The sequence below is a fragment of the Lysobacterales bacterium genome (assembly GCA_016703225.1).
GTDB lineage: Bacteria > Pseudomonadota > Gammaproteobacteria > Xanthomonadales > Ahniellaceae > JADKHK01.
Genome location: JADJCM010000001.1, coordinates 65,110 through 76,728, shown reverse-complemented (window position 1 = coordinate 76,728; position 11,619 = coordinate 65,110). Strand labels below are relative to the sequence as shown.

9 protein-coding genes are annotated in these 11,619 nt (G+C 67.8%); all 9 read left to right on the top strand.

Annotated features, from left to right (window positions below):
- Positions 1-85 precede the first annotated feature (85 nt).
- The 9 genes from IPG63_00350 (at position 86) to IPG63_00310 (ending at position 11,619) form a co-directional block, all read left to right on the top strand.
- The gene (locus IPG63_00350; protein MBK6725705.1) at positions 86-607 is read left to right on the top strand and encodes an FHA domain-containing protein; all 522 of its coding nucleotides are present in this window, start codon (positions 86-88) and stop codon (positions 605-607) included.
- Between the two features lie 29 nt (positions 608-636).
- Positions 637-1,359: a hypothetical protein gene (locus IPG63_00345; protein ID MBK6725704.1), complete on the top strand. Its 723-nt coding sequence runs from the start codon at positions 637-639 to the stop codon at positions 1,357-1,359.
- A 70-nt stretch (positions 1,360-1,429) separates the two neighbouring features.
- Complete coding sequence (locus IPG63_00340; GenBank protein MBK6725703.1) at positions 1,430-2,200, top strand: hypothetical protein; 771 nt, start codon at positions 1,430-1,432, stop codon at positions 2,198-2,200.
- Between the two features lie 31 nt (positions 2,201-2,231).
- Complete coding sequence (locus IPG63_00335) at positions 2,232-4,646, top strand: hypothetical protein (protein ID MBK6725702.1); 2,415 nt, start codon at positions 2,232-2,234, stop codon at positions 4,644-4,646.
- 55 nt (positions 4,647-4,701) lie between these two features.
- Positions 4,702-7,110, top strand: a complete 2,409-nt coding sequence (locus IPG63_00330; GenBank protein MBK6725701.1) for a hypothetical protein — start codon at positions 4,702-4,704, stop codon at positions 7,108-7,110.
- Entirely contained in the window at positions 7,107-7,859 is a 753-nt protein-coding gene (locus IPG63_00325; GenBank protein ID MBK6725700.1) for a hypothetical protein, read from the top strand. Before IPG63_00330 ends, IPG63_00325 begins: the two co-directional genes overlap by 4 nt.
- A 68-nt stretch (positions 7,860-7,927) precedes the next feature.
- Positions 7,928-9,610 carry a hypothetical protein gene (locus IPG63_00320; protein MBK6725699.1) on the top strand — a complete coding sequence of 561 codons (1,683 nt, stop codon included), beginning with the start codon at positions 7,928-7,930 and terminating at the stop codon, positions 9,608-9,610.
- A 1-nt stretch (position 9,611) separates the two neighbouring features.
- Positions 9,612-9,887, top strand: a complete 276-nt coding sequence (locus IPG63_00315; GenBank protein ID MBK6725698.1) for a hypothetical protein — start codon at positions 9,612-9,614, stop codon at positions 9,885-9,887.
- Between the two features lie 97 nt (positions 9,888-9,984).
- A complete protein-coding gene (locus IPG63_00310; GenBank protein MBK6725697.1) occupies positions 9,985-11,619 on the top strand; it encodes a hypothetical protein in 1,635 nt (544 codons plus the stop codon).

Below are 11,619 nucleotides of genomic sequence, written 5' to 3'. Positions count from 1 at the left end.
GCGAACGATACCGTCCGAAAAAATCGTCCAAGTCGTTGATCGGACAGTCTTTCGCTAGTGGCACGCGGATTGCGCAAGACGTGGCATGAGCAGCTTCGACGACATCGACGCAAGTCCACGGCGGCCCACCTCCGGTGCCACCCGCTCGCTGCGCGCCCACCGAGCGCTGAACGGCTACGTGCTGTCGCTGGCGGCGCTGCACGAAGACGCGCAGGTGGGGCTCGCCGCGCTGCAGTCCGAGGCGCGCCGCTGGGGCCAAAGCCACGGGCTGCCGGCACGGGACCCGGCGCAGACCCCCGCCTGCTACTGGTCCTACCTGCAGCCGCCCGAGGCGGTGCAGCGCGAATGTCGCTTCCTGCTGCACGAGGGTCGTTTCCGCCTCGGCCGCTCGCCTGACGCCGACCTGCACTTCGACTGCCCGGGCGTGTCGCGCCGGCACGCGGAGATCGTGGTGCTGCCGACCCGCGGTGCCTTGGTGCGCGACCTCGGCTCGGTGAACGGCACGCGCATCGACGGCGAGCTGATTACCGAAGCCGCGATCGACGGCTGGGTCGTGCTCGACATCGGACCGCTGCGCCTGAACCTCGGCCCGGACGGGCTGGCCTGATCCCTTCACTCCCGACAAGGAACCCTGTCATGTCCCATCGTCTCGCGTTACTGCTGCTCTCGCTGGCCACGCTGCTCGCGGCGTCGCCACTCGGTGCTGGAGTGCCGCGCTTCGACCGCGTCGAAATCGCCGGCACGCCGATGCAACTGCCGCGTGGCTGGTCGCGCCAGCAGGACGAGTACGGCCTGATCGTGAGCGAGAACCGCAACGACGACGACTCGCCGGTGCTGGCGCTGATCGGTGTGCAAGGGCAGCCCGGGCAGTACGTCGCTCCGCGGCAGGTCGCCGACACCGTGCTGGCGCAGCTCGACCTGCCGAAGCAGGGCATCGTCGCGACGCTGATCGAGGAGCGCGACCAGAACGGCGCGCTGTATCGCCTGCACCAGCTGCAGGAAGGCCGCAAGCCGGGATACCTGGCGAGCTACACCTACACCGACGCGCGCAGCGGCGCGATCGTGCACCTGTTCTTCTCGGCGCTGGAGCAGCGCTTCATCGAACTCGGCGGACCGGTGTTGCCACTGGTTGCCTTCGCCGGGTTGCCGGTTTCCTCGATCGAGCAGGTCAAGCAGTCGGTGCACGCACCTGCGCCAGCAATGCAGCGTTCCGCACCTGCGGGCTACAGCGCCGCCGACGAAGCCGCGGCCTACGCGCTCGCCAGCCAGATCTCGCGCATGAGCCACGAGACCAGCATGAAGATTCTCTACAACATGGACAGCGGCTGGTGCTACCGCGGCGAGTCCGATTGCGAATGAACCGCTGCCGCGACGTCCCCCGGCGCGCAGCCTCCAGCTTCCTCTTCTTCTTTCCCCGATGGAAACCACGATGAAATTGTTCCTCAAGATCCTTGCTGGCCTGGCCTTGTTCGCGGTGCTCGCGGTCGGCGCCGCGCTCTATCTCACCGCGGGCATCACCCGCAGCGCCGACGAATTCTTCGCCGCGGTCGAGCGCGATGATCTGGCGGCGGCGCGTGATCTGCTGTCGCAGCAATTTCTGGCCAGTGTCGACGAGCCGAGCCTGCGCCGCTTCCTCGGCGAAGACCTCGGCCAGGTGACGCAGACTTCGTGGTCGTCGCGCGTCATCGAGAACGGCAGTGGCCGGCTGGTCGGCGAGCTGACGACGCGTTCCGGCGGCACCGTGCCGGTGAAGGTCGCGCTGGTGAAGGAAGACGCCGGCTGGCGCATCCAGGCGATCGAACGCAGCCTGCCGACGGGCTTGGTCGAGGCGCGTCCGCCGCTGCCCGCGCCGGACGCGCAGGCGCAACTGGTGGCGCAGTCGCTGCGTGATTTCGGTGCCTCGGCAGCGGCCGGGAGCATGCGCCAGTTCCGTGATTCGACCTCGCGCCTGTGGCAGGAACAGTTTTCACTGGAGCGCTTCGAGGAGTCGTATCGCGGCTTCCTCGGCGTCGACTTCGACTGGTCCTTCGCCGACCAGCTGGCGCCCGCCTTCGATGGCGAGGCCGAGATCAACGAAGACGGCGTGCTCGTCCTCAGCGGCCACTACGCCCGCGATGCCTATCGCGTGAACTTCACCCAGAAGTTCGTGCGCGAGCAAGCGCAATGGCGGCTGATCGGCTTCTCGCTGCAGATCCAGTGATGACCACGCATTCCAACCCGAGGAGCTTCCGATGAACCTGCGCAATGCCTTGCTCGCCCTGGCCCTGGCCGCAACGTTGCCGTTCGCCACCGCCCAGGCCGATCCGTTCACCTTCCAGGGTTTCCTGGAACAGGCGGGCACGCCGCTGAACGGCAGCGCCAACCTGGCGTTCAAGCTCTATGACGCCGACACGGCCGGCAGCCAGATCGGCTCGACGCTGAGCGCGAACGCCTGGCCGGTTGCCGCCGGCGTGTTCTCGATCGATCTCGACTTCACCGGTGTGGTCTTCACTGGCGCGCCGCGCTGGCTGCAGGTTGAGGTGAACGGCACGCCGCTCGCGGGCCGCATCGCGGTGCAACCGGCGCCGCTCGCCGCTTCCGCGAACGCGCTGCGCGGCTTCAACGTGCTCGGCAGCACGCCGAGCAGCGGCCAGGTGCTGAAGTGGAACGGCGCGGCCTGGGCACCCGCTGCGGAGTCCGGCGGCGGTACCTACAGCGCCGGCAACGGCCTCAGCCTGAGCGGTACGGTCTTCAGCGTGAACTATGCCGGCAGTGGCGCGGCGAACACCGCGTCGCGCAGTGATCACGACCACTACGGTGATGCCTGGAGCGGCAACAGCGCTTTCAATGCACTGCAGGTCTTCAACCAGAATCCAGGTGTTGGCACCGGCGCGATTGCCGCCTTCAACAGCAGTCCCGACTCGGAATCAAAGGGACTGTTCGGTCAGTCCACGGCAGGCTATGGCGTGGTCGGCTTCGGCCGCGTGGGCACTCGCGGTTCCAGCAACGTTGCCGGCGGGATCGGCGTGACCGGCATCTCCTTCGCCAATTCCGGCGCGGGCGTGGGCGTCGAAGCACGCGGCGCGTCGCCGGATGGCTTCGCGTTGAAGGCGGTCAGTTCGGCGACGACCGGCAGCGCGATTGCGGTCTACGGCGAGACCGGTTCTGCCGATGGAGTTGCCGTGCGCGGCAACGCGACCTCGACCGGTAGCGGTGCGACCACCGGCGTGTACGGCAGCAGCCTGTCCACGAATGGCGCGGGCGTCCGCGGCAGCGGCCGTACCGGCGTCTCAGGGCAGGGCTCGGCCTATGGCGTCTTCGGCGTGGCCACTGATGCTTCCGGGGCCGGCGTCCAAGGTGAGGCGCAGCATGCCAGCGGCTATAGCAAGGGTGTGTTGGGGCGGGTGGTGTCGCCCCAGGGAGTCGGTGTCTTTGGCGAGAACAACGCCAGCGCTGGTGTTGCCTACGGTGTGCTCGGCAATACCGATTCGCCGGACGGCGTTGCCGTCTTCGGTGATGCAGCGGGCGGTGGCATCGGTGTGCGCGGTGCCGGCGAGACCGGCATGGAGGCCGAGGGCACGAAAGACGGATTGATTGCATCCACGACCGGCGGCGACGAGGCAACGGCGGTGATGGCGGTCGCCGCGCATCCCATTGCCGCCACCTACGGCGTGCAAGCCATGGTCGCATCACCCGCGGCCATCGGTGTCTACGTGATCAACACCGCAACCAGCGGCAACGCCTACGGTGTCGCTGCCGCGACCGGCTCCAGCGGGGGTACCGCGATCTACGGTCTCGCCCCCGGTGGTGCGAGCGGCAGCCCGATCGGCGTGCGCGGCGAGACCGGTGCCGCCGGCGGTTATGGCTTGTACGGCGTCAACACCGCGACCGCGGCACCAGCGATCGCGCTCGGTGCGGTCAGTTCTGCCGATGGCGCGGTGGCTGCGGAGATCCGCGCACTGGGCGCCGGCAATGCCAAGGCCATCGACGCGCTGTCCAGCGGCACCGGTGGCACCGCGCACGCACTGCGTGCACGCCTGACCAACGCCGCCAGCACGGGCGATGCGATCTACGCCTACGCCAATAGTGCCTCGGCCAAGGCCGCGCGCTTTGGCAACAGCAGCGGCACCGCGGTCACCCTGGCCGGCGGCAGCAGCGCGCTCGAGGCCAGTGGCAACGCCATCATCGCGGGCGACCTCGGGGTGTTCGGCACCCTGAGCAAGGGCGGCGGCAGCTTCAAGATCGACCATCCGCTCGACCCGGCGAACAAGTTCCTGCTGCACAGCTTCGTCGAGTCGCCGGACATGATGAACGTCTACAACGGCAACATCATCACCGACGCACGCGGCTACGCGACGATCGATCTGCCGGACTGGTTCGAGGCGCTGAATCGCGACTTCCGCTACCAGCTCACCGTGATCGGCACCTTCGCGCAGGCGATCGTCTCGAAGAAGGTCGAGCACAACCGCTTCGAAATCCGCAGCAGCCGGCCCGGCATCGAGGTCAGCTGGCAGGTCACCGGCATCCGCAAGGATGCGTGGGCGGAGAAGCACCGCATCCCGGTGGAAGTCCAGAAGGCACCGGCCGAACGCGGCAAGTACCTGCACCCGGAACTGTACGGCGTGCCCGCCGGCAAGCGCATCGGCGTCGTGCCGAGCGGCAAGTGACACCGAAGCGGCGTCCTCACACCCATCCATCCATCAGTCGACACGAGAGCCCGTCATGAACCGACCCCTCCGCTCGCTCCTGCTCGCCGCCGCCATCGCGCTCGCCTTGCCCGTGACCGCGCCCCGCGCCGAACCTTTCACCTTCCAGGGTTTCCTGGAACAGGCAGGCACGCCGCTGAACGGCAGCGCCAACTTGGCGTTCAAGTTGTATGACGCGCAGAGCGCCGGCAGCCAGATCGGCTCGACGCTGACCGCGAACGCCTGGCCGGTCGCGGCCGGCGTGTTCTCGATCGACCTCGACTTCACCGGCGTGGTCTTCACCGGCGCGCAGCGCTGGCTGCAGGTCGAGGTGAACGGCACGCCGCTCGCTGGCCGCATCGCCGTGCAACCGGCGCCGCTCGCCGCTTCCGCGAACGCGCTGCGCGGCTTCAACGTGCTCGGCAGCACGCCGAGCAGCGGCCAGGTGTTGAAGTGGAACGGCGCGGCCTGGGCCCCGGCCGCGGAATCCGGTGGCAGCAGCTACAGCGCCGGCAATGGGCTGACCCTCAGTGGCAGCACCTTCAGCGTCAACTTTGCCGGCAGTGGTGCGGCGAACACGGTGTCGCGAAGTGACCACGGGCATTTTGGAGCCGCCTGGGTCGGTGCGGCTGCGGCGGGCCTGACGGTCACCAACAGCAGCGCAGACATGGCGTCGAGCGCCATTTTGGGTCGTCATACTGGAAGTGCCAACGCCGGCACCGGCGTCTATGGCGAGAGCACGAACCCGACTTCCGGAGTGGGCGTCTACGGGAAGGGCATGCGTGGCGTCTGGGGCGATTCCGAGACGCCTGGAGACGGTGCAGGTGTTTACGGGTGGCGTCAGGTCGCGGGTGGCGCAGGGGTATGGGGGCATTCGACAGGCGGAGAGACCGCGGTCGGCGTGTTCGGACAAACCGTTAGCAATGGCGCGGACGCCATCGTCGGACTGTCGTCTTCGACTGGGTCGGGTGACGGCGTGGGGGTCCGTGGCCAAAGCTGGAACACGTCGGGTGCAGGTGTCCTTGGCGAAGCCTTTGCGGCGACGGGAGCGACGGTTGGTGTGCAAGGCACAAGCGGCAGTCCGACCGGCATCGGCGTGCAAGGTCGCGCGCTGCACGCGACTGGCGTGGTCTCCGGCGTGCGCGGCGAGACCACGTCGTCGCTCGGCAGCGGCGTGCAGGGCAACAACACCAGCACCAGCGGCGGCAGCGGCGTGTACGGGCTCAGCGTCGCCGCGCTCGGCCGCGGCGTGCTCGGCGTGAACCAGGCGACCACCGGCGCTGCCACCGGCGTCTACGGCCAAACCGCGTCGGTCGGTGGCTACGGCGTGGTTGGCTCCAACACCGGCAGCGGCGTCGGCGTGCGTGGCGAGGGCGGGACCGGTGTGGTGGCGCAGGGGCAGTCCCTGGGCCTCGATGGTGCGGCCAGCGATTCTGCGGGCCAGGCCATTGGTGTACGCGGATCGACCGGTTCTCCCGACGGCGCCGGCGTGTTCGCGATCAATTCTTCGGCCACTGGCAACGCCTATGCGGCTTATGCGCAGACCAACTCGATGGCCGGCACGGCGCTGGTCGGCGACGCGCTCGCGACCAGTGGCAACAACATCGGCGTGCTGGCGCGCACCGCGTCGGGCAGCGGCACCGGGTTGCGTGCCGAGAACAGCGCGACCAGTGGCACCGGCAGCGGCAATGCGCTGGTCGCCGTGGGCAACCTGCCGAGCGGCGACACCTTGGTGGTGCAGGCGAACGGCACCAGCAGCGCCTGGGCGATCCGCGCGACCAGCGCCGGCAGCCAGGTGATCAACGCCGAACTGGCCAGCACCACCACCTCTGGATCGACCATCAGCGCGATCGCGAACACGGCCACGGGCCGCGCCGGCTACTTCCAGAATGCGGCCGGCCAGGCCGCGCTGTTCGTCGGCAATGTCGACGTCAGCGGCACCCTGAGCAAGGGCGGCGGTAGCTTCAAGATCGACCACCCGCTCGACCCGGCGAACAAGTTCCTGCTGCACAGTTTCGTCGAGTCGCCGGACATGATGAACGTCTACAACGGCAACATCGTCACCGACGCGCGCGGCTACGCATCGATCGATCTGCCCGACTGGTTCGAGGCGCTGAATCGCGACTTCCGCTACCAGCTCACCGTGATCGGCAGTTTCGCGCGCGCCATGGTCGCCGAGGAGGTGCAGGGCAACCGCTTCGCGATTCGCACCGAAACGCCGAACACCAAGGTCAGCTGGCAGGTCACCGGCATCCGCAAGGATGCGTGGGCGGAGAAGCACCGCATCCCGGTGGAACTCCAGAAGGCGCCGGCCGAACGCGGCAAGTACCTGCACCCGGAACTGTACGGCGCACCCGCCGGCAAGCGCCTCGGGGTCGAATCCGCCAAGGACGCGCCGCGCCTCGCGCCGACGAAGTCCGCCGCAGCGCCGGGGAAGCTGCCATGAACCTGCGCCCAAGCATCGTTGCCGTGCTGGCGATGTTCGCGCTGGCACCACTTGCCGAGGCCGGTTCGCTGCGCAACGGCGACTTCAATGCCAATGTCGCGGACTGGATCCCGATCAATCCGCCGGACTGGACGGCGACCTGGGTCGCGGATGATGCCGATGGTCAAGCCGGATCAGGCGCGGTCGAAATTCGCGACAACGAACCCGGTGATGGCAACGGCCGCATCGTGCTGAAGCAGTGCATCGATATCCGCGCCATGGCGAAGCCGATCACGGTCGAAGTGGCGGTACGTACCTTGCTGGAAGGCGAGCCCGGCGTCGCTGCCGCCATCGGCTACGCCCCTTACAGCGATGCGGCTTGCCAGACCACCGAGAACGGCTACTTCACCATCACGGTGGACGTCATCGACAGCCAGACCAGCTGGCAGCCATTCATCGACGCCTACATGCCGATGGCGCCGAGCGTCCAGTCCGTCGAGTTCTGGCTGGTCATCAAGAAGCCGGTGGGCAGCGGCAATGGCGGCGCGGTGCGCTTCGACCGCATTCGCTTCGGCCCGCCCGTGCTGACGCGCTGGACCATCGACAGCGGCGGCGGTCGCCTGACGGGCGGCAGCTACGTGCTGCGAGGCACGGTCGGCCAGCCCGATCCCGGCAGCGCGTCCGCTGGCGGCACCAGTCTGCAGTCGGGCTTCTGGTTCGGCGAGTCGGTGCCGCCCGGCGACGCCGTGTTCAAGGATTCGTTCGAGTAGTCGTCCGCATTGTCCACCGGTCGTGTCTGTCGGCACGACCGACCACCCGTTTCCAAGGAGTTGTCGCCATGTCTGCATCCACGCTTCGTCCCGCCGCGCTCGCGCTCGCCCTCGCAGCCACACTCGGCGCACACGCGGCCGAATACCGCTACGACGGTCGGCTCGATGATTCCGGCCAGCCGGCCAATGGTCGATACGACATCGAACTGTCCGTGTTCGGCGGCGAGACCGCCGGCAAGGCCCTGTCCCCGTCGCTCACCTTCCCGGGTGTCGAGGTGCGCGATGGCCGCTTCCGGCTCGACTTCGATGTGCCGCTCGCGGTCAGCCGCGAGACCTGGGTGCAAGTCGCCGTGCGTTCATCCGGCGACGCGTCCTTCAGCACCATCCCTGGCCGCAGCAAGGCGATCAGCGCGCCGCTGATCGGCGCCTGCTGGAGCAGCACCGGCGATGCGGGCAGCAACCCGTCCACGAACTTTCTCGGCACCACCGACGCCAAGCCGCTGGTGATCAAGACCGCGAACGTGCAGAGCCTGCGCATCGAGCCGAGCGCGGGGCTTTACGATGGGTTCCCGGAGACGGCCAATGTCACCGCCGGCAGCCACCTCAACGCGATCACGGTCGGAGCCGACGGGGCGACGATCTCGGGAGGAGGCCTGGCGTACCTGCCGAATCGGGTCACGGATGATTTCGGCACGGTGGGGGGCGGCTACAGCAACCGGGCGGGTGATGCGGATTTCGCGAACGATACCCAATCGGCGTCAAAGGCCACCGTCGGTGGTGGCGAAGGCAATCAAGCAGCCAGCACTTACGCCACGATCGCCGGAGGCATCAACAACATCGTGAACGGAACGGCGGGCAGCGTCGGCGGTGGCAATCACAACCTCGCAGTCGGCATCGCTTCCACCGTTGCGGGCGGCACGCACAATACCGCCCACGGAGCGCACGCGGTCGTCGGTGGGGGCAACCTGAATTGCGCCGGTGGTGCCAGCTCCTGGGCCGGAGGCTATCGATCCAAGGTGAGGCCCGCTTCCTCTCCGTCCGGGTTGGCCTGCAGCGGCATTCCAACCACGGGGTCGGAAGCGGGTCGGCGCACGTTCCTCTGGGCCGACAGTCAGTCCGCCGACTTCATCTCCAGCGGCCCCAATCAGTTCCTGGTGCGTGCCGATGGCGGGTTCATGCTGAATGCCTCCGCCGTGCAGGAGAGCTACGACGATGTCGTGCTGCGATCGCGCGAGACCACTGCCGACGCCGATTTCGACATGCGCCTGGCGACGCGCAATGGCAAGGATGTGCTGGTCTATGTCGCGGACGGCACCGGCAGCCTGGTGTTCCGGCCCAACGACATCGGTGCCACATTCGATCGCCTGCAGGTCGAGGGCGGCATGGGCGGCACGGCCGCGCTGTCCAACGGCGGCACCTGGACCAACGCATCTTCCCGCTCCTTCAAGCAAGGCTTCCAGCCGGTGGATGCCGAAGACGTGCTCACGCGCGTGCTCGATCTCGACATCAGCCGCTGGCAGTACATCGGATCCGCCGAAGGCCAGCACATGGGGCCGGTGGCCGAGGACTTCCACGCTGCCTTCGGCCTCGGTCGCAGCGAAAAGCAGATCGCCACGGTGGATGCCGACGGCGTCGCGCTCGCTGCAATCCAGGGTCTGAACGCGAAGCTCGAAGCCGAAAATGCCGCGTTGCGTGGAGAACTGGAAGCTCTGCGCAGGCTGGTCGAAAGCCGCCTGAACGCGGAGCACTGACATGCGCGCCCTGATGCATGCAGGCTGGATCCTCGCTGCGATCGGTCCGGGCCTCGCGCGAGCGGGTGTGCCAATCGAGGTCGACGCGCGCTATCGCGTCAGTGCCGAACTGAAGCCAGTCGCCCGCAGCGACAACGGGCGCTATGCGTTGTCCGCCGAAGTCCGCGTGGTGCCGCAGCAGACCTCGGCGGACGGGCGCTATGCGCTCAAGTCCGCATCGGGCATTGCCTGCGGCGTCAGTCCCGACGCGCTGTTTGCGAACGGTTTCGAGAACTGATCGCGGCTGCGGAGGGCAGACAGCGGATGTGGGGTGGTGCGCGCGCCCAACGCGCGTGAGACGATGTGTCACACATTGGTCCCACGGAGTCGCTGCCATGTCCACGTCGTTCTTACGTCCCGCTTCGCTCGCCCTCGCCCTGACTGCCGCGTTCGGTGTCGATGCCGCGCAGTACCGTTACGACGGTCAGCTGGATGATTTTGGCGAGCCGGCCAATGGTCGCTACGACATCGAGCTGTCGTTGTTCAGCGATGAAAAGGCTGGCAGGGGCTTGTCGTCCGCGTTGACGTTTCCGGCTGTGCAGGTGCGCGATGGCCGCTTCAAGCTCGAGTTCGATGCGCCACTTGCGGATGCCGCGGAGGGTTGGGTGCAGATCGCCGTGCGTGCAACGGGTGACGCCACCTACAGCCGCATCCCCGGCCGCAGCAAGGCCATTGCCGCGCCGCTCATCGGTGCCTGCTGGAGCAGCACCGGCGACACCGGCAGCAGCGCGGCCACGAACTTCCTCGGCACGACGGACGCGCAGCCGTTGGTGCTGAAGACGCACAACACCCGCCACCTGCGCATCGATCCATCGTCGCAGCTCTCGGGCGCAACGCCGATCACGGCGAACATCCTGGCCGGCAGCAGCGGCAACATGATCTGGGGAGGGGTGCGCGGGGCGACCATTGCCGGTGGCGGCGTGATCAGCGCCGCCGATCCGGATTTTTCGAGCGGCGACGGCAACCAGGTGTCGGACGTCTACGGCAGTGTCGGCGGCGGTGCCTCGAACATCGCCGGCAACAGCGGTGGAACCGCCATCGACGCGCCCTTCGCCACCGTTGCTGGTGGCAGCTGGAATGTGGCCAAGGGCGCCTATGCCAGCGTGGCGGGCGGGCTCGCGAACAGCGCGGTCGGCCACTACGGCGTGGTCGCCGGCGGCTCGGGCAATTGCGCCGGCGGCGACCGCTCGTTCGTGGCCGGGAGCCGGGCGAAGGTGCGTCCTGGCGTAGCGGAGCCCTTCGGTGCCTGCAGCGGCGTGCCCACCGGTGGAGCGGGAGGCGACACCGGTACCTTTGTCTGGGCCGATTCGCAAGCGGTGGATTTCACCTCTAGCGGCCCGAATCAGTTCCTGGTGCGCGCAGATGGCGGGGCGGTGTTCAATGGTTCGTCGTTGTACGGTGCCTACGACGACTTTGTGATCCACGCCCGGCCGAACACGGGAGACGCCGATGTCGATTTTCGGCTGGTGACGCGCAACAGTGCTGGCGTCAATCTGTATGTCTCAGACAGTTCTGGCACCACCGTGTTCAGTCCGTTGGGACTGGCCAGCGGCGCTGACCGATTGCAGGTGGTCGGGAGCAGCGGCGGTACCGCTTCGCTGAGCTACGGCGGGGTATGGACCAACGCATCCTCGCGCACCTACAAGGAAGGGTTCCAGCCGGTCGATGCCGAAGACGTGCTCGACCGCGTGCTCGGCCTCGACCTTAGCCGCTGGACCTACATCGGTTCGACCGAGGGCGAACACATCGGTCCGATGGCGGAAGATTTCCACGCCGCCTTCGGGCTCGGCCACAGCGACCGCCAGATCGCCACCATCGATGCCGACGGCGTTGCGCTCGCCGCGATCCAGGGCTTGAACGCGAAGCTCGAAGCCGAGAACGCGGCCAAGGACGCGCGCATCGATGCATTGAGCCATGAAGTTGCCGCGTTGCGCGCGCTGATCGAAGCGCGTCTGCGGGCGGAGCACTGA

What these genes read in the sequence shown, in the direction of transcription:
- IPG63_00350 (MBK6725705.1), top strand. Translation starts at nt 86, where the DNA reads ATGAGCAGCTTCGACGACATCGACGCAAGTCCACGGCGGCCCACCTCC.
- IPG63_00345 (MBK6725704.1), top strand. Translation starts at nt 637, where the DNA reads ATGTCCCATCGTCTCGCGTTACTGCTGCTCTCGCTGGCCACGCTGCTC.
- IPG63_00340 (MBK6725703.1), top strand. Translation starts at nt 1,430, where the DNA reads ATGAAATTGTTCCTCAAGATCCTTGCTGGCCTGGCCTTGTTCGCGGTG.
- IPG63_00335 (MBK6725702.1), top strand. Translation starts at nt 2,232, where the DNA reads ATGAACCTGCGCAATGCCTTGCTCGCCCTGGCCCTGGCCGCAACGTTG.
- IPG63_00330 (MBK6725701.1), top strand. Translation starts at nt 4,702, where the DNA reads ATGAACCGACCCCTCCGCTCGCTCCTGCTCGCCGCCGCCATCGCGCTC.
- IPG63_00325 (MBK6725700.1), top strand. Translation starts at nt 7,107, where the DNA reads ATGAACCTGCGCCCAAGCATCGTTGCCGTGCTGGCGATGTTCGCGCTG.
- IPG63_00320 (MBK6725699.1), top strand. Translation starts at nt 7,928, where the DNA reads ATGTCTGCATCCACGCTTCGTCCCGCCGCGCTCGCGCTCGCCCTCGCA.
- IPG63_00315 (MBK6725698.1), top strand. Translation starts at nt 9,612, where the DNA reads ATGCGCGCCCTGATGCATGCAGGCTGGATCCTCGCTGCGATCGGTCCG.
- IPG63_00310 (MBK6725697.1), top strand. Translation starts at nt 9,985, where the DNA reads ATGTCCACGTCGTTCTTACGTCCCGCTTCGCTCGCCCTCGCCCTGACT.